At 57.8% G+C, this 18,291-nt stretch carries 17 protein-coding genes; 14 read left to right on the top strand and 3 right to left on the bottom strand.

Annotated features, from left to right (window positions below; translation table 11 throughout):
- The first annotated feature begins 18 nt into the window (after positions 1 to 18).
- Entirely contained in the window at positions 19 to 183 is a 165-nt protein-coding gene (locus DSCA_RS20615) for a hypothetical protein (protein ID WP_155318221.1), read from the top strand.
- Between the two features lie 11 nt (positions 184 to 194).
- Here the strand turns inward: DSCA_RS20615 and glpB are convergent, their stop codons facing one another.
- Together glpB and glpA are read right to left on the bottom strand one after the other, a co-directional pair.
- Positions 195 to 1,502, bottom strand: coding sequence for a glycerol-3-phosphate dehydrogenase subunit GlpB (gene glpB / locus DSCA_RS20610; protein WP_269434607.1), 1,308 nt, complete (start codon positions 1,500 to 1,502; stop codon positions 195 to 197).
- 84 nt (positions 1,503 to 1,586) lie between these two features.
- Complete coding sequence (glpA, locus tag DSCA_RS20605; RefSeq protein ID WP_155318219.1) at positions 1,587 to 3,152, bottom strand: anaerobic glycerol-3-phosphate dehydrogenase subunit GlpA; 1,566 nt, start codon at positions 3,150 to 3,152, stop codon at positions 1,587 to 1,589.
- A 238-nt stretch (positions 3,153 to 3,390) separates the two neighbouring features.
- Here glpA and DSCA_RS20600 point away from each other — a divergent pair, with 238 nt between their 5' ends.
- The 8 genes from DSCA_RS20600 (at position 3,391) to DSCA_RS20565 (ending at position 11,556) form a co-directional block, all read left to right on the top strand.
- On the top strand, positions 3,391 to 4,209 hold the full coding sequence (locus DSCA_RS20600) for a DeoR/GlpR family transcriptional regulator (RefSeq protein ID WP_155318218.1): 819 nt from the start codon (positions 3,391 to 3,393) through the stop codon (positions 4,207 to 4,209).
- Positions 4,210 to 4,420: 211 nt separating this feature from the next.
- Positions 4,421 to 5,512 (top strand): ABC transporter ATP-binding protein, encoded by a 1,092-nt coding sequence (locus tag DSCA_RS20595; RefSeq protein ID WP_155318217.1) that lies wholly within the window; start codon positions 4,421 to 4,423, stop codon positions 5,510 to 5,512.
- 19 nt (positions 5,513 to 5,531) lie between these two features.
- On the top strand, positions 5,532 to 6,617 hold the full coding sequence (locus DSCA_RS20590; protein WP_155318216.1) for an ABC transporter ATP-binding protein: 1,086 nt from the start codon (positions 5,532 to 5,534) through the stop codon (positions 6,615 to 6,617).
- A gap of 12 nt (positions 6,618 to 6,629) precedes the next feature.
- Complete coding sequence (locus DSCA_RS20585; RefSeq protein WP_155318215.1) at positions 6,630 to 7,514, top strand: carbohydrate ABC transporter permease; 885 nt, start codon at positions 6,630 to 6,632, stop codon at positions 7,512 to 7,514.
- The gene (locus tag DSCA_RS20580; protein ID WP_155318214.1) at positions 7,511 to 8,314 is read left to right on the top strand and encodes a carbohydrate ABC transporter permease; all 804 of its coding nucleotides are present in this window, start codon (positions 7,511 to 7,513) and stop codon (positions 8,312 to 8,314) included. Before DSCA_RS20585 ends, DSCA_RS20580 begins: the two co-directional genes overlap by 4 nt.
- A 12-nt stretch (positions 8,315 to 8,326) precedes the next feature.
- The gene (locus DSCA_RS20575) at positions 8,327 to 8,605 is read left to right on the top strand and encodes a DUF2160 domain-containing protein (RefSeq protein ID WP_155318213.1); all 279 of its coding nucleotides are present in this window, start codon (positions 8,327 to 8,329) and stop codon (positions 8,603 to 8,605) included.
- Between the two features lie 160 nt (positions 8,606 to 8,765).
- Positions 8,766 to 10,499, top strand: coding sequence for an ABC transporter substrate-binding protein (locus DSCA_RS20570; protein ID WP_174783995.1), 1,734 nt, complete (start codon positions 8,766 to 8,768; stop codon positions 10,497 to 10,499).
- A gap of 265 nt (positions 10,500 to 10,764) precedes the next feature.
- Positions 10,765 to 11,556, top strand: a complete 792-nt coding sequence (locus DSCA_RS20565; RefSeq protein ID WP_155318212.1) for a YkgJ family cysteine cluster protein — start codon at positions 10,765 to 10,767, stop codon at positions 11,554 to 11,556.
- A gap of 278 nt (positions 11,557 to 11,834) precedes the next feature.
- Here the strand turns inward: DSCA_RS20565 and dapA are convergent, their stop codons facing one another.
- Entirely contained in the window at positions 11,835 to 12,869 is a 1,035-nt protein-coding gene (gene dapA, locus DSCA_RS20560) for a 4-hydroxy-tetrahydrodipicolinate synthase (RefSeq protein WP_155318211.1), read from the bottom strand.
- A gap of 387 nt (positions 12,870 to 13,256) precedes the next feature.
- Here dapA and DSCA_RS20555 point away from each other — a divergent pair, with 387 nt between their 5' ends.
- From DSCA_RS20555 to DSCA_RS20535, 5 genes are all read left to right on the top strand, one after another.
- On the top strand, positions 13,257 to 13,880 hold the full coding sequence (locus DSCA_RS20555; RefSeq protein WP_155318210.1) for a tetratricopeptide repeat protein: 624 nt from the start codon (positions 13,257 to 13,259) through the stop codon (positions 13,878 to 13,880).
- Between the two features lie 160 nt (positions 13,881 to 14,040).
- Complete coding sequence (locus DSCA_RS20550; protein WP_155318209.1) at positions 14,041 to 15,114, top strand: hypothetical protein; 1,074 nt, start codon at positions 14,041 to 14,043, stop codon at positions 15,112 to 15,114.
- A 353-nt stretch (positions 15,115 to 15,467) separates the two neighbouring features.
- Positions 15,468 to 16,778 carry a dissimilatory-type sulfite reductase subunit alpha gene (gene dsrA / locus DSCA_RS20545; protein ID WP_155318208.1) on the top strand — a complete coding sequence of 437 codons (1,311 nt, stop codon included), beginning with the start codon at positions 15,468 to 15,470 and terminating at the stop codon, positions 16,776 to 16,778.
- A gap of 14 nt (positions 16,779 to 16,792) precedes the next feature.
- Positions 16,793 to 17,938, top strand: coding sequence for a dissimilatory-type sulfite reductase subunit beta (gene dsrB, locus DSCA_RS20540; protein WP_155318207.1), 1,146 nt, complete (start codon positions 16,793 to 16,795; stop codon positions 17,936 to 17,938).
- A 74-nt stretch (positions 17,939 to 18,012) separates the two neighbouring features.
- Positions 18,013 to 18,252, top strand: coding sequence for a dissimilatory sulfite reductase D family protein (locus DSCA_RS20535; RefSeq protein ID WP_155318206.1), 240 nt, complete (start codon positions 18,013 to 18,015; stop codon positions 18,250 to 18,252).
- Positions 18,253 to 18,291 lie beyond the last annotated feature (39 nt).

Here is an 18,291-nt window from a genome sequence, read left to right as displayed (position 1 = left end):
CGGGAGAGGGGATTATGGATGCATTATTATCATTTTCTATCCACAGGAACAACCGTCCGGGACATGCCGCCATCACCGGCGATCGTTCCGCAATCAGCGGACTGCCATGGCAGTCATCGCACGACCGGGCTTCGGGATGCCCACGCGCATCAGCTCTGCGGCGCCCTGTTCGACAACGGATAATGGCTGTCCTGTCAGCCCTTCGGCTTGCCAGTCGAATCCTCTGCCATGGCTTCGATCGCCCCATAGGCCGTGGCCACGGCAAGGCCGGTACCGCTTTTGGTGCGAATCCAGTCCTGATGGGCCAGAATCGATCCGGCGGCATAAAGGTTGTCGTAAACCGGGCGGCCGTTTGCGTTCACGGGCCGGAAGCGGTCGTCCACCTCTATCCCGGCAAGGTTGATGGCATGGCCCTTGGGGTCCAGGAAGGCCTCACGATGCCAGCAGCTACGGTTTACCGGCTGGCTGACCGGTATATCCAGAAGGGCTTCGCGGATGCCCTGTCGCCCGGCCACCAGCCCTTTTCCCAGAAACCGGCCGGTGGCCAGCAGCACACGGTCGGCAATGACCGAGGTCTCCGGTTGGGTCCTGCCGACATCGAGGACAAACCGGCCGTCGGGCCGACGGTGCAGGGCCTGCACCGTATGGTGGTAGTGGGCGTTGATCCCCTGCGCGGGCATGTGAATGTCGAAGGCCTCTTTGAGGCGCACACCGGAAATCGCCGGCGGCATGGTGGGAATCTCAAATACCGGCACTCCGAGCAACCGGTCAAGATCCTTGCGGACGGTTTCGGTATCGTGGATACCTAAAACAGCCGGCAGCCCGATGGATTTCGCCTGTCCCAGATGGGGTTGGATGGCATCGGCCAGTTCGCGGCGAGCCGTTTCCACGTGAAGCCCCCGGGCGATGTGTTCGGCATATTTGGGTCCCAGCCGGGCTTCCCAGGGAAGATCGATGGACGCAGCCCTTAAATCGGGCCATGCAGGCTTCAGGGTGCTCACGATCTGTTCCGCACTGAAGCCGCGCAGCCCCCTGATGTCAACAACCAGGGACGGCTCCCGTGCTTCCAGGGCCAGAACGCCGGCCCACATGGTCGCCGGCACCCGAAACGTGCGCTTGATGGTACCCACCGGTGTGATCAGCCGGGCATTTTTGTCCGCATGTCCCCGATAGGGGTGTCCGGCCTCGCCCAGAAATTCGGTCAGCAGATCCATGGCCAGACGGATCTGGTGGTTGGACACACGGCAAAAAGGATGATCGGGGTGGGATCGCCTCAGCCGGTCCAGCCCCTGCCAGGGATCGTCAACGGGCGCCCGTGAGCGGCCATGGGTAACGCCATACAGATCGAACAATCCGCTGGCATACAGGGTTTCGCCGGTAAGCCCGGCCTGGGCGGTGGAAATGCCGCGACGGGCGGCAAAAAGAGCTGCCGCCATGCCGGCCATGCCGGCACCGATGACCATCAGCTGACATTCTATCGGTTCTGTATTCGTTGCCTTCATAAGCATTGCGCTTTTTTTGGATTTCTTGAAACCATCGACATCAAGTTCGGTTGCAGGGACGGTTTATCTTTTTTTGGGTGGACATTAAGCGGTTTCGCTTACATCGAGGCCCAGCAGCCCGCAATGCAGGGCCTCCTGCAGCTCCGCCTGGGAGACGGCGGGCCCCCACAACAGCGGCTGCATCCCCCGCCACCGCTCGTTGAGGAAATCCTTGAGTTCACCGATCCCTTCACTGCCGCTGAGCATGCCCTCATTGTACATGTGGGCGGCCATGCGCAGACTGCAAAAGGAGCCCTGGCACGGCCCCTTGCCCACCCGGCTGCGCTGTCCCATCTCCCGCAGGCCGGGACGGTGCCCGTTGGTCGACAGGGAGGCGACGATCTCATTGAACACGCTGGTCGGCACCATTTCGCACTCGCACAGCAACAGATCCGATGCGTCTTTCTTTTTGAACCACATTTTCGGGGTGAGGCCGGGCTCCGTATACTGGGCTTCGCTGGAAGCAGGCAAGGCGTCGACAGCCGTCCGGCAGGGGCTGGTATTTCCGAGCCGCCGACAGACCAGGTCGGCGGTCTTTTCCGCCATGAGTCGGTAGGTGGTCAGCTTGCCGCCGGTAATGGTCGTAAAATTACTCAACCCGTCCGCATCATGGTCCAGCAGGGAATAGCCGCGGCTCACCGCCCGGTCATCGGAGCCGCCGCCGGCCCGCACCAGGGGGCGGACACCGGCATAGGCACGGATGTAACGGGTCTCCGCAAGCGAGGGAATCAAGGCCATGCCGTCATCGATCATGGCATCGATCTCGGCCGTGGTGGGGCGGCAGTCATCCGGCGCATCGATGCGCTTGGATGTGGTGCCGAAGATGGAAACCGTTCCCGCCGGAACCAGGATGTCGGCATCGGCGGCCTTGCGCAGCCGGTTGATCACCCGTTCACCCAGGCGCATCTGGCTGATAATCAGGCTGCCCTGGGAATAGACCATATTGATACGGGCGCCGGCCAATGCCGCCACCGAACCGGCCCAGGCCCCGCTGGCGTTGACGATCTGTTCCGCCTGAACGCGCACCTCGACCCCGCGCCGCTGATCCCTGAGCCGCACCGTTTCAATACGACCGCCACGCCGGTCAAAACCGACCACCTCGTGGTGAAGCAACTGCCGGGTTCCCAGGGCGCCGGCCTGGGCCAGGTTGTCCAGAGACAGCTTGAAGGGATCGATGGAGGCGTCTTTCACGGCAAAGGCGGCAATCGTATCCGCTGAAAGCGACGGTTCCATTTCAAGCGCCTCTTTGGGATCGACGGGAATCGCATCAATATCGCACCGACGGCATCGGTCGGCAAAATCGGCGATATATCGCTCGTCATCTCCCTTGACGGCGACGAAGAGGCCGCCGGTGTCTTCCACGCATTGGGGGGCCAGGCGTTTGATCAATTCGCCTTCGTCACGGCATTCACGCGCGGCGGCCGGGTCCGAAGCGATATACCGGGCTCCGCTGTGCAACAGGCCGTGATTTCCGCCGGAAGCGCCTGCGTTGATGTCCCGTTTTTCCACCAGGATACAACGGACGCCGCGAAGAGCCAGGTCGCGAGCCAGGCCCGATCCCGTCGCCCCGCCGCCAATGATCAGCACCTGGGTTGACACGATGTTGTTCATTTCACCCCCGACAAGGTGTATACCAAAATTTTCGGTTCGATGAGAAAAAAGGTTTTCACTTGAGAAAAAACACCACAAATGTTATTTATTGTGATCATAATAATGACCGGTTACAATGATCCATGGCTTAAAAGTAACACAACAGCCGCTTGTTGTCACCTTAAAATGTTCGCTTCCAACCAAAACTGAACAATAATTTCTTTAACGAAAAATGTGGGACGGGCGAGGCAGGGTGCAGATGAAAAAAACCAACGAAGTTGCCGGGAAATCGTTACCCGCCAAAAAGAACGGAAAATTGGCGCCGGTTCGCAAACGCCAGGAAAAAATAAGAAAAATGGTTCACGCCCAGGGCTTTGTGACCATTGAAACGCTGGCCCAGTCTTTTTCGGTGACCCCCCAGACCATTCGCCGGGACATCAACAGCCTCAGTGAAAAGGGTCATCTGTGTCGCTATCATGGTGGCGCCGCCGTGCCGACCTCCACAGAAAACGTGGCCTACAACGAACGCAAAGTGCTATGTTTCCGCGAGAAGCAGAAAATTGCGCAGCTCCTTGCCCAGCAGATTCCGGACAACGCCTCCCTGTTTATCAACATCGGCACCACCACCGAAGCGATTGCCCACGCCCTCTGCAACCACAAGCGACTGCGGGTGATCACCAACAACCTGAACGTGGCCTCCATCATGAGCGCAAACGAAAATTTCGAGGTTATTGTCGCCGGCGGACTGGTCCGACATCGGGATCAGGGCATTATCGGCGAGGCCACCATCGACTTTATCAGCCAGTTCAAGGTGGATTTCGGCATCATCGGCATCAGCGGCATCGACCTGGACGGAACACTGCTGGACTTCGACTACCGTGAGGTCCGGGCCGCACGCGCCATAATCGACAATTCGCGCAACGTGCTTCTGGCAACCGATCACACCAAGTTCGGCCGAAACGCCATGGTCCGACTCGGCAACATCGCGGAGATCGATTGTCTGTTCACGGACCGCCAGCCTCCTGCCGGCCTTGCCGAAGTCATCGCCGCATCGGAGGTTGAACTCTACGTCGCCTGAGGCGTCTGTATCGTGAATTTCAGCGGCCGGAACAGATCCGGCCAACATGATCGTTCGCTTGCGAAAAAGGATTTTTCACGGCGGGCAGGGGGGCTCGATAAATTTTCACTTGCGAAAACATAGCCGGGATGTTAGTTTGATATCAATTGACATGCCCTCTTTCTCATATCCGAACGACAGTTCACCGTATCCATAGATCGGGGTCCAGCCGATGGGTTTGAAGCTTGAAAACGTCAGCAAAGTGGTGGATGGGGAAACCCATCTCCATCAGATTGATCTTGTTTTTGAAACGGGGTCCCGCAACGTTCTGCTGGGTCGGACCCTTTCCGGCAAAACCACCCTGTTGCGCATCATGGCGGGGCTTGACCGGCCCACCAATGGAAAAATCGTAATCGACGGTAAGGACATGACCGGTGTTTCCGTAAGAAAGCGAAGCATCGCCATGGTCTACCAGCAGTTCATCAACTACCCCTCCTTGTCCGTTTATGACAACATCGCCTCTCCGCTGAAAATCGGCGGCATACCCAAAAAAGAAATCGACCGGCGGGTCCGCGAAACGGCCGAAATGCTCCACCTGGAGGGCATGCTGGACCGCATTCCCGCAGAGTTGTCCGGCGGTCAGCAGCAGCGAACCGCCATCGCCCGCGCCCTGGTGAAGGAAGCCCAGCTGCTTTTGCTGGACGAACCCCTGGTCAACCTCGACTACAAGCTTCGGGAAGAGCTTCGGGTCGAGCTTCAGGACATCTTCCGGAAACGGTCCGCGATCGTGGTGTATACCACCACCGAACCCTCCGAAGCCCTGATGCTGGGTGGTAACGTCGTGGTTCTCGACGAAGGCCAGGTGATGCAGACCGGCGCCACCGCCATGGTATACCAGCGGCCCGAAACCTTGAGAGCCGCAGAAGTATTCAGCGACCCGCCCATCAATGCCCTGGACAGTGCGGTAACTGAGGACGGGGCGGTCATGGGGGATAATATTCCGGTTCCCCTGACCGGGCACATGGCCGATCTTGCGAGCGGATCTTACCGGTTTGCCTTCCGGTCCAACCACCTGTGGCTTTCCAGCCAGACGGAAGAAGACCTGGCCATCACCGGCACCGTTGAACTGTCCGAGATCAACGGCTCGGAAACCTTCGTCTACGTCCACCATGGCAAAAGCGCTTTCGTGGTTCAACAGTATGGCGTGCATCCTTTTTCCATGGGAAACGAGATTACCGTGTACATCAACCCGAAGCACCTTTTTGTTTACGACACCGCCGGCCGGCTGGTGGCCGCTCCTCCGGCGGCCGGGCCCTCCGCATAGCGATAGCCGGGAGAACGTCATGGCGCGCATAGAATTCGATCAGATCGCCCACTCTTATTATCCGAACCCCGAAACGGCATCGGACTACGCCCTGAAGGAAATCAACACCCTGTGGGAGGACGGCGGGGCCTATGCCCTGCTGGGACCTTCCGGCTGCGGAAAGACCACGCTGCTCAACGTGATTTCCGGCCTGCTCAGACCCAGCCGGGGCCGGGTGCTTTACGACGGCACTGACGTGACCGGTCTGCCCCCCGAGAAGCGCAATATCGCCCAGGTGTTTCAATTTCCGGTGCTCTACGACACCATGACCGTTTTCGACAATCTGGCCTTTCCGTTGAAAAACCGGGGATTCAACAAAACGGACACCACCCGGCGGGTCCGTGAGGTGGCCGAGATTCTCGACCTGACGCCGGACCTGAACAAGAAAGCAGCGGGGTTGAGTGCCGATGCCAAACAGAAAATTTCTCTGGGCCGCGGCCTCGTGAGGAGTGACGTTGCGGCCGTCCTTTTCGATGAACCCCTGACCGTTATCGACCCCCACCTGAAATGGCACCTGCGCCGCAAGCTCAAGGAAATCCATGAACAGCTGAAACTGACGATGATCTATGTCACCCATGACCAGGTGGAAGCCCTGACCTTCGCGGACCAGGTGATCCTCATGTACGAGGGCGAAATCGTTCAGATCGGCACGCCGGAGGAGCTGTTCGAAAATCCCCGGCACAAATTCGTCGGGTATTTTATCGGAAGCCCCGGCATGAACTTTCTGCCATGCACCCTGGAGGGCCAAACGGCCCGGATCGGCGGTGCAACCATCACCCTGGATCCGGAAACGGCCGCCCTCGGATCCGAGGCCAGCGGAACGCTGGAACTGGGCATTCGCCCCATGCACCTGGAAGTTCATGGGGCGGCCGTTGACGGCGCGGTGCCGGCAACCATGAACGCCGTGGAGGATCAGGGCAGCTTCAAAATTCTGACGGCCACCCTCGATGGCCATACCCTGCGTGCCCGGTTGCCCGAAGGGCATCCCGTTCCTGAAAACACGGCATGGCTGGTGTTTCCACCGCAACGAACCAAACTATTCGCCGACGAGCGGCTGGTCAGATAAAGGGAGGATCCCATGGAAAAATGGGCGGACAACAAGGCGTGGTTCCTGGTGCTGCCGGTTTTCGTCGTCGTGGCCTTCAGCGCCATCATACCGCTGATGACCGTGGTCAATTACTCCATCCAGGATATCTTCGGTCCGGGCAACGCCGTCTTCGTGGGGACCGAATGGTTCAAGGAGATGCTGACCGACCACCGCCTGCACGACGCCCTGGGTCGCCAGTTTGTATTTTCGGGCCTGGTCCTGCTGATCGAAATTCCCCTGGGCATCCTGATCGCGCTGGCGATGCCCAAAAAGGGCTGGGGCGCCTCCGCCAGCCTGGTTACCCTGGCCATCCCCCTGCTGATTCCTTGGAACGTGATCGGCACCATCTGGATCATCTTCACCCGGCCGGATATCGGCCTGTTCGGCGTCGGCATCAACAGCCTGGACCTTCTCGAAATCCCCTTCGACCATACCGCCCGCCCGGCATACGCCTGGGTCACCCTGATGGCCATGGAAGTGTGGCACTGGACACCGCTGGTCGCCCTGCTCTGTTATGCCGGGCTGCGCGCGATTCCGGAGGCCTACTATCAGGCGGCTAAAATTGACGGGGCATCGTCCTGGGCAGTCTTCCTCTATATCCAGCTGCCCAAGATGCGGGGCGTTCTCACGATCGCGGTTTTACTCAGGTGGATGGACAGCTTTCTGATCTATGCGGAACCCTTTGCACTGACCGGCGGCGGACCGGGCAATTCAACCACCTTTTTGTCCATCTATCTGGTCAAACTGGCCACCGGTCAGTTTGATCTCGGTCCGGCTGCGGCGTTTTCCCTGATCTACTTTCTCATCGTTCTCCTGTTCAGCTTTATCTTCTACCAGGCCCTTTTGAATGTGGGCAAAGGAGAAAAAACATCATGAAACTCCGAAAGCGGACCTTCGCCCTGCTTTTTTATTTTGTGCTGCTGATCGTGCCCATATACTGGATGCTCAACATGTCGCTGCGCAGTAACGCCGATATCCTGAGTGTCTTCTCCCTGTACCCGTCCAACATCACCTTTGACAACTATATCAAGGTCTTCACGGACCCGACCTGGTACTCGGGCTATATCAACGCCATGATCTACGTCAGCTTGAACACCGTCATGTCCCTGGCCTTTGCCCTGCCGGCGGCCTATGCCTTTTCGCGTTTCAAGTTTCTCGGCGACGGACAGATGTTTTTCTGGCTGCTGACCAACCGCATGGCCCCGCCGGCAGTTTTCCTGCTGCCCTATTTCCAGCTCTACTCCACCGTCAACCTGATCGACACCCACATTGCCGTGGCCCTGGCACATTGCCTTTTCAACGTACCGCTGGCGGTATGGATCCTGGAAGGCTTCATGTCCGGCATCCCCAAAGAAATTGACGAAACGGCTTTTATCGACGGCTACTCCTTTCCCCGGTTCTTTTTCACCCTGTTCATTCCACTGATCCGGGCCGGTGTGGGCGTAACGGCGTTTTTCTGCTTCATGTTCAGCTGGGTCGAACTGCTGTTTGCCCGGACGCTGACCGTCACCGAGGCCAAACCGATTGTCGCCACCATGACACGGACCATCAGTGCCACCGGATTGGACTGGGGTCTGCTGGCGGCCAACGGCATCCTCACCATCGTTCCGGGCGCCCTGGTCATCTGGTTCGTGCGCAACCATCTGGCCAAGGGATTCGCTTTGGGCCGCGTCTAAAGGGGAATCAGAATGACTTTCGAATGGATGTACTGGACAGTGCCGACGGCGATATTCTTCAGTACCATTTTCCTGATGATCGCCGGCATGCTCGTCTGGGAGCTGGTGTCCCCGACCGTTGAACGTCGTGGATTCCTGAAAATCCCGACAACACGGGGTACGCGATTTTTTGTCGGCTTGCTGGGCACCGCCTATATTCATCTTGCCTGGCTCGGACTCTCGGATTTTGCTTTGTGGTATGCGATGCCCATTTCAGCGGTTTGGGTTTTTATCGTCATGCGCTGGGGATAAAAACGGCAACGCCGCACGCGGCATGCACACCACGGATCCACAATAGCTCCACCCGTTAAAAAAAGGACGTTCCTCTATCGTATGGCGATCACTGCCTTCACGCCTGCGATGGCGTCCGACAGCACCAATCCTACCCCTGAAGGCGCAAAGGAGGAGACCCATGAAATTGAAATTGAAAAAGTCGATGCTTCTGGGAGTCGCATTGGCGGTCATGTTGGCCCTGACGGCAGGCCCGGCCATGGCGGATATGACGGCCGCAAAGAAGTGGGTTGACGAAGAGTTCCAGCCATCGACCCTGTCCAAAAAAGAACAGCTCAAGGAGATGGCGTGGTTCATCGATGCGGCCAAGCCGTTTAAGGGCATGAACATCAAGGTCGTTTCCGAGACCATTCCCACCCATGAATACGAAGCAAAAGTCCTGGGCAAGGCATTCGAAGAGATCACCGGCATCAAGGTCTCTTTTGACCTGATCCAGGAAGGCGACGTTATCGAAAAGCTGCAGACCCAATGGGCCTCGGGCCAGAACATTTACGATGCCTGGATCAACGATTCCGACCTGATCGGCACCCATGCCCGGTATGGTTATGTGGTGCCCCTGTCCGATTTTATGACCGGGGAAGGCAAGGACGTGACCCTGCCGACACTGGATGTCGACGACTTCATGGGCAAGGACTTCACCACGGGCCCGGACGGGAAGCTTTACCAGCTGCCGGATCAGCAGTTCGCCAACCTTTACTGGTTCCGCTACGACTGGTTCAAGCGACCGGACTTCAAGAAGCAATTCAAGCAGATCTACGGCTATGAACTGGGCGTACCGGTCAACTGGTCGGCCTACGAGGATATTGCCGAGTTTTTCACCGAGCATGTGCGCGAGATAGACGGCAAGGCCGTATTCGGCCACAATGACTATGGCAAAAAGGCTCCGGATCTGGGCTGGCGATTTACCGATGCCTGGCTCTCCATGGCCGGCGCGGGCGACAAGGGAATTCCCAATGGCAAACCGGTCGATGAATGGGGTATCCGCATGGAAGGCTGCCAGCCGGTCGGTGCAACCGTTGCCCGCGGTGGCGCCGCCAATGGCCCGGCGGCCAAATACGCCCTTCAAAAGTATATGGACTGGTTGAGAAAATATGCGCCTCCGGGCAGCCTGGGCATGGATTTTTACACCTATCTGCCATTTCTGGCCAACGGCAGTGTCGCCCAGCAGATCTTCTGGTACACCGCGTTCCTTCCCAGCATGGTCGAGCCGGGACCCACGGTGAATGCCGACGGCACCCCCAAATGGCGCATGGCCCCCTCGCCCCATGGCCCCTACTGGGAAGAAGGCATGAAGCTGGGATACCAGGATTGCGGCTCATGGACCTTCATGAAAACCACCCCCCTGGAGCGTAGAAAAGCAGCCTGGCTGTTCGCGCAGTTCTGTGTGGCCAAGACCACCTCCCTCAAGAAGGCTCATGTGGGTTTGACCCCCATCCGTGACAGCGATATCCGCCACCAGTCGTTCACCGACCGCGCCCCCAAACTGGGCGGCCTGGTGGAGTTTTACCGCAGCCCGGCCCGCGTTGCCTGGACGCCGACCGGTGTCAATGTGCCCGACTATCCGAAACTGGCCCAGCTGTGGTGGCAGAATATCGGTGAGGCCGTTTCCGGTGAGGTGACCGTGGATACCGCCATGGACAACCTGGCCAAGGAGATGGACCGGGTGCTGGAACGCATCGCCCGCTCCAAGACCCAGGGCGACTGCGGCCCCAAGCTGAATCCCAAAAAGGATGAAGCCTACTGGCTGAACCAGCCCGGATCCCCCAAGGCCAAACTGGCCAATGAAAAACCCAAGGGGGAAACGGTCGATTACGACAAACTGATCGAAGCCTGGCGGGCGGGCAAAGTGAAGTAGACCTTATCCTGACGGAATGGTAAAACGCGGGGTCGGCTCTGGATTGAGCCGGCCCCGCTATTTTTTAATGGCATTTTAAAGGAGAAGGATTGAGCCGATTTGATAAAAGCATTCTCAAGCGAATGCCGTGGTAACGGCTATCGTTCTATAATGGTTAGAATGCATTAATTTAAAACTTAACACTTTCGACTTAACACGGATTGACTTTAGCGACAGCCTTGGTTAGGGTCCGGCCACAAATCGAACAGCCATGAAAGGACATTCCATGAACGACGCCGAAAAAACGGCCTGTATATCGCCGGTGCGCCTGGGGTACAGCAGTCAATTCAAGTTCAAATGCCATCCCGGGGTATCGTGCTTTACCCAGTGCTGCCGGGGAATCAATATCATCCTGACCCCCTTCGACATCATCCAGATGAAAAACCGCCTGGGTCTTTCTTCCCGGGAATTTCTGGCCATCTACACCGAACCGCACATGCTGGAAAAGACCGATCTGCCCATGGTCACCCTCAAACTGCTGGACGACGAGCGTGAATCCTGCCCCTTTGTCAAAGACGGGGAGGGATGCATCATTTACGAAGATCGCCCCACTTCCTGCCGTTACTACCCATTGGGAACGGCCACCCTTCAGCACAAGGAGGGCGCCGACGACGAAGGCTTCTTCTTTTTCATCAACGAGCCCCACTGCAAGGGCTTTGAAGAAGACGGCGACTGGACCGTGGCCGAATGGCGGGAGGACCAGGGTGTGGATCTGAGGGACGAAATCAACCGCGAGTGGACGGACCTGGTGGTACGCAAGCGTTCTTTTCCGCCCAACATCAAATTGACGGAAAAGGCCAAAAAGATGTTTTTCCTGGTGAGCTACGACATCGACAAATTCAAGGAATTTGTCTTTGAGAGCTCTTTTTTAAAACGCATCGACGTGGACGGCGCCACCGTGGAAAAAATAAAGCAAGACGAAATCGCCTTGCTGAAATTCGGGCTGGAATGGCTTAAAGCCGTTCTGTTCAAAGAGACCGATCCCGAACAGCAGGCGTCGAACGCTGCAGACAGGTAATTGCCCGCCTGAGAAACGCCACGATTCCGCCTTACGAATCACACGGCCCCTCCTGATGCGATCAGGAGGGGCCGTGTCGCTTGATGAGAAACATGGTCCGGCCGCCAGGCAGGATAGAATTGGGGGAAAGACAAACGACGATGTCCGTCCAGAAGTGGTTGCGGTTCAGACCAAAGCCGCAGGCGTCCTGGAACCGGCGGCGCAACGATGCCGCATCGCGGATTCAGGGAAACCGGGAACGCAGATATGGGCCAACAGGTGCCGTTTCCGGGCAGCCGTCAATACGTCGGGTAGTACAGCGCCTCCAACAAACGAGCGTCGTTGAGACGAGCGTCGATATCCACATTGAAAAATTCCGCCAGCGGCGTCAGAATCTCCGGATTTTTCGACTGAACGGTCCTGGCGATGGCCACCACCACATCCAAGCCGGCCCGGCTCATTTTTCCCAGCGGTGGACGACAGGGACCCGCAGGAACGCCCAGCAACTGCATCAGCGTCTTGAGTGCCAGCGGATTGCGTGCCCGACAGGTCACGTCACCATACGGGGTTTTCTCGATCGTATTCACCGTCACCAGACCGAACAGCGGCTTCAACGCCTCGGCCAGCGGTTTCGCCGCTTCGCTTTCACCGCTTCCCAGCAGGCGAACCAGATCGCTCATGGCCTTGGGAGCGAGATTGGATACCACCGAAATGGCACCTGCCGCGGCAATGTCCGGATCGGTCATCATGTCGACCGTCAACCCGTCGTCGCCGGAAAGTATCGTGTACTCGGGCCCACAACATTGCCGCGTTCGCCGCATGTTGTCCAGATTTCCCGTGGCCTCTTTGACCGTATTGACGTTCGGGTGTTCCCGGAACACCAGGGCCAGGTCTTCGGGCAGCAGTTGGGCTCCGGTTCGCCCGGGGATGACATAGGGAATAATGGAGATATCGGGAAAGGCCGCAGCTACCGGCGCGAGGTATTCTTTTCTGATCTCCATGGAACTGGGGCCGTTATAGTAGGGGTCCACCAGCAAGACCGCGTCGGCCCCGGCTTCAGCGGCATGGCGCGTGGCCGATAAAGCCTCTTTGGTGTTGTTGCTTCCCGCGCCGGCGATGCACAGGCACTTGCCCCGGGTTTGCTGTGAAACGATCTGAACGACCCGATGGTGTTCTTCCCATGCCAGGGTGGGGCTCTCACCGGTGGTTCCGACGGCCAGAATTCCGGAAATGCCGTTTTGAATCTGAAAATCAGCCAGACGGGCAAGTCCGGTTTCATCGACCGTTGTGCCATCGAAAGGGGTCACGATAGCGGTATAACATCCTGAATTCATGTTACCTCCTGGAAACATCACATGGTATTGAAAAAAAAGAAAGGCGCGAGATGACCGTTATGACCGGAAGCGGCGCTTACGACTCGGGGGTTTGACATCAACGTCGCGAGCTGCTGCAACGCGCGTTTTGGCAAAGTCCCCGACGGTCTCCGGTGTCATGGCATGGTATCCTGTGGGTTATAGCAGCGACCGAAATCCACGGCCGACGGTGCCGATGGGCCGGCACACAGCACAATGATAAAAAACACTAAGGAAGTTGGGATTTTATGTCAAGAAAAAAGCTGGGAGGCCACGATTATTTTCCTTGACACGGCAGGTCAGCCACGTTACCCATTTTGATTTCAAAAGAAAACCATATCGGTGGAGCCACCGGAAAAGGATGTAACCATGGAAAAAGCACCCAATGCCGAAGCGTTCATAGCCCAGCAAAAACGTTTCATCTCCTCCAACCCCGACTGCGGCACCTCCCACTACAACCTCGGCGTCGCACTGCTGGGCCAGGGAAAAATCGAAGAAGCGGAAGAGGCCCTGGCCATGGCCATCGAGTGCAGCCCCGGCCTGGCCGAAGCCTACGTCCAGATGGGCGGCATCTGCCTGAAACGCGGCGATGCGGATGGCTGCCTGGACTGGAACCAGCGGGCCATCAGGGTCAAGCCCGGTTTCTCGGAGGGATGGGGAAATATCGGATTTGTCCTGCTCCAGCGCGGCGACATCGAGGGCGCCATAAAGGCTCTGGAAAAGGCGACGACCTTCAATTTTCGATTCATTCAGGCCTTTGCCACCCTGGCCAACGCCTACCTGATGAACGGACAGATCAAAGAAAGCATCGAGACCAACCTGAAAGCATTGAAACTGTCGCCGGAATTCGCTGTTGCTCACAACAACCTGGCCATCGCTTACCTGGAAGACGGGCAGCCGGCGCTTGCTATAGAGCACGCGGACAAAGCCAAAGCGCTGGGCTATGAGGTGGCACCGGAAATTCTCAAAGAACTGGAGCCCCACCGCGCCTGATCGACACCCCGCCGTGCATCCGGACCGGGACCATCCCGGATCCGGATGCAGGTTTTCGCTCACACTTGCAACCCGTCTGCGCCCAATGCCGACCGTCTCTTATTTTTTGTCCACAACCGACCACCCGTTCAATGCAGACCATCAGCTGTGGTCGTGTCCATTGCCAGGGGCGCGGCAGCCCGGCGTACGGGAAGCCCAAAACGATGACCCCGAGCCCCTTACCTACGGCAGGTACTTTACCGCGATCCTGAACTTCTGCACCGCCGACGGGTGGCAGCGGATCGTAAAGGCCGCCTCACGGAAGCTGGCGCGGCCGGTCGTAAAATCGGATCTGGAACACCTGTCCATCTTTCTGGAAAAACACGGGGCCTTTTACCACCCGGCCCGGCTCCAGGTGGCCGTTAAAAATCAGAGGCTCTCCTTTGTCGTCAACGTGGCGGCATCCAGACGGGGACGGCGCGCCCTGACCCGCGAGGCCGCGGCGCTGAAAACGCTCGAGGAGCAACGCCCATTCGGCTGGTTTCCCCGGGTCTACGATCTCGTCTGCAATGACCCGCCCATGGTCCTGGGGGACTGGTTCGACGGCTTCCATGAATTTCACCTGACCCGTCGACCCGACGCGAACGGCCTGGCCATCGTGGTCTGGGACGGCGCTGCCGATCGCCGCCTGCTTTCCGAGGGACAGGCGGGGGCACTTTACCGCAATGCCGCCATGATCCTGACCGCCTGCTATGATCCGGTCACCTCGAACCAGATCTTTCCCTGGCACCATGCTGCCGGCGATTTCGTGGTCCGTCTGGAAGGTGAAGAGGCCTCCGTAAAACTGATCACCGTCAGAGACTATATTCCCATGACCGGATCCACCGGTGCACCGGCCAACGAAACGGAGATCCTGGATGCCCTGGTCGTATTTTTCATCCAGCTGTCGGTTCGCATGCGCCTGGACCGGCTCGATGGGGTCAAGGAGGTGGTCTGGGCCCCCGACAGCTGCCTTGAACCCGTAATGGCCGGTTTCTTCCAGGGACTCGACCTGACCGCACGGATAAACGGTTTCCCGGAAGGATTTCCCGAGATGTTTCGCCATTATATCAGCCGCCACGAGGCGGCGGATCTGTCGGCCTCGGCACGCCGGGTCGCAGAGACCGTTTTCGACCACCGTTCGGAGGAGCGCCGGGTCGCCGCCGGCAACCTGGACTCGCACATGCAGATGATTTATCGACGATTGTCAGCCTGACCGCGAAAGGGTGTCGTGGCCGCCGAACCGGTTTCAGCCCATATAAGCAATCCGGTACCGAACACCACATGGAGATATTTTGACCACCGCGCTCACTACATTTTGTATAGAGGCCGCCAAGCGAACAACGCCTTGGGCTTAACTGCGCGAAACCAGGCTTTTTTATTGACAAGCCCCATGATTAATTCTATATCTGCTCCTTGCAGGTTTAACGATGAAAACCACGTGATTTCAACACTCCCGACAATATATGAAGAAAAAATTCGAGAGGAGGTGACCTTAAAACCCCCCGTCGGGGACGGTTCTATTTTTATTGGCAGGTTGGTTTAATATCAATTAAATGGAGGTAAAAGATGGCAAAGCATGCAACCCCTTTGTTGGACCAGCTTGAGTCCGGGCCGTGGCCAAGCTTCGTGTCAGACCTGAAGCAAGAAGCCGCGTCAAGGGCCAAGAACGAGAAAAATGTGGAATTCCAGGTTCCCCAGGATTGTGTCGAAGACCTTCTGGGCGTATTGGAACTCTCCTACAAGCACGGCGTGACCCACTGGAAACACGGCGGCATCGTGGGTGTCTTCGGTTACGGCGGCGGCGTTATCGGCCGTTATTGCGACCAGCCGGAAACCTTCCCCGGCGTGGCCCACTTCCACACCATGCGCATCAACCAGCCCGGCGCGAAGTACTACACCACCGAGTTCTTGAAAAAACTCTGCGATCTGTGGGAGTTCCGCGGTTCTGGCGTCACCAACATGCACGGCTCCACCGGTGACATCATCTTTATCGGCACCTCCACCCCCCAGCTGGAAGAAATTTTTTACGAACTGACCCACAACTTCAATCAGGACCTGGGCGGCTCGGGCTCCAACCTGCGCACCCCCTCCGACTGCATCGGCTCTTCCCGCTGTGAATATTCCTGCTATGACACCCAGGCCATCTGCTACGCCCTGACGCAGGAATACCAGGACGAACTGCACCGTCCGGCTTTCCCCTACAAGTTCAAGTTCAAGTTCGACGGCTGCCCCAACTGCTGCGTGGCCTCCATCGCCCGTGCTGACATCTCCTTCGTCGGTACCTGGAAAGACGACATCAAAATCGACCAGGAAGCCGTTGCCGGCTACGTCGGCGGCGAATTCGCCCCCAACGGCGGCGCCCACAGCGGTCGCGACTGGGGAAAATTCGACATCGATAAAGAAGTCTGCGACCTGTGCCCCACCAAGTGCATGAAGTATGAAGGCGGCAAACTGCTGATCAACAACAAGGAATGTACCCGCTGCATGCATTGCATCAACGTCATGCCCAGAGCCCTGCACATCGGTGACGACCGCGGCTGCTCCATGCTGGTCGGCGCCAAGGCCCCGATCCTCGACGGTGCCCAGATGGGTTCCCTGCTGGTGCCTTTCATCAAGGTTGAAGAGCCCTACGATGAAATCAAGGAAGTCATCGAAGCCATCTGGGATTGGTGGATGGAAGAAGGCAAGAACCGCGAACGTCTCGGTGAGCTGATCAAACGTCAGGGATTCCAGAAGCTGCTTGAAATGACCAACATCAAGCCGGTGCCACAGCACGTTCAGGAACCGCGCCACAACCCCTACATCTTCTGGAAAGAGGATGAGGTTGGCGGCTGGGATCGTGACATCAACGAATTCAGAGAGAAACACCAGAGATAAAGGGGGGAAACACAATGGCATTTATTTCTTCAGGATACAATCCCGACAAACCGATGGAAAACCGGATCACTGACATCGGTCCGCAAAAATATGACAAGTTCTATCCGCCAGTCATCGCCAAGAACAAGGGCAAATGGCTGTATCACGAAATCATCAAACCGGGCGTACTGGTGCACGTGGCCGAAAGCGGCGACGAGTGCTACACCGTACGCGTGGGCGGCGCCCGCCTGATGACCGTGACCCACATCCGCGAAATCTGCGAAATCGCCGACAAGCACTGCGACGGCCACCTGCGCTTCACCACCCGCAACAACATCGAGTTCATGGTGGACAGCAAAGACAAGGTCGAGCCGCTGATTCAGGATCTGGAAAGCCGCAAGTTCGAGGGCGGCAGCTACAAATTTCCCGTGGGCGGCACCGGCGCCGGCGTCACCAACATCATTCATACCCAGGGCTGGATCCACTGCCACACCCCGGCCACCGATGCTTCCGGTCCGGTCAAGGCCACCATGGACGTGCTCTTTGACGACTTCAAAGACCACCGCCTGCCGGCCCAGCTGCGCGTTTCCCTGGCCTGCTGCCTCAACATGTGCGGCGCCGTGCACTGCTCCGATATCGCCATCCTCGGCTACCACAGAAAACCGCCGCTGCTGGATCACGAATATCTGGATAAAATGTGCGAAATTCCCCTGGCCATCGCCGCCTGCCCCACCGCGGCCATCAAGCCGGCCAAGGTCAAATTCGGCGAGGCTGAACTCAAATCCGTGGCCGTGAACAACGACCGCTGCATGTTTTGCGGCAACTGCTACACCATGTGCCCCTCCATGCCGCTGGCCGACCAGGAAGGCGACGGTATCGTCATCATGGTGGGTGGTAAAGTCTCCAACCGCATCAGCACACCCAAGTTCTCCAAGGTCGTCGTGGCCTTCATTCCCAATGAGCCGCCGCGCTGGGAGTCCACCACCGCCTGTATCAAGAAAATTGTCGAAGCTTACTCCGCCGGCGCCAACAAGTACGAACGAGTGGGCGACTGGGCCGAAAGAATCGGTTGGGAACGCTTCTTCGACAAAACCGAGCTTGAATTCACCCATCATCTGATCGATGATTTCCGTGATCCCGCCTACTATACCTGGCGTCAGAGCACGCAGTTCAAGTTCTAATCCGCCCTATATGCGTTAATCGAGCAGGGGGAGGCCACGCGCCCCCCCTGCCTTCTTCAGAAAAGAGGCTACCAATGGAATACGAAGAGGCAAAAGAGCTGATCGTGACCAGTCTGACCAAGAAGCTGAAGACCAAAAGCAAGTTCTACTTCAACGACTTGGCCAAGATTTTGGAGATGAAACCCCGCCTTGCCAAAAAAATAGTCAACCAGCTCGTTCAGGATGAAGTGCTGGAGTACTGGTCTTCGGGCAGCACCTCCATGTACGGCCTGCCCGGAACCGGCAAACAGGCCGGGGCCGAGCACGAAGACTAATTTCTGTCTGCGACGGAAAGCCGTCCCCATGGGTTTTCC

The sequence above is a fragment of the Desulfosarcina alkanivorans genome, from assembly GCF_009688945.1.
Taxonomy (GTDB): Bacteria; Desulfobacterota; Desulfobacteria; order Desulfobacterales; family Desulfosarcinaceae; genus Desulfosarcina; species Desulfosarcina alkanivorans.
The sequence above is the reverse complement of the archived record's forward strand: the minus strand, read 5'-3'. Positions and strand labels throughout refer to the sequence as shown.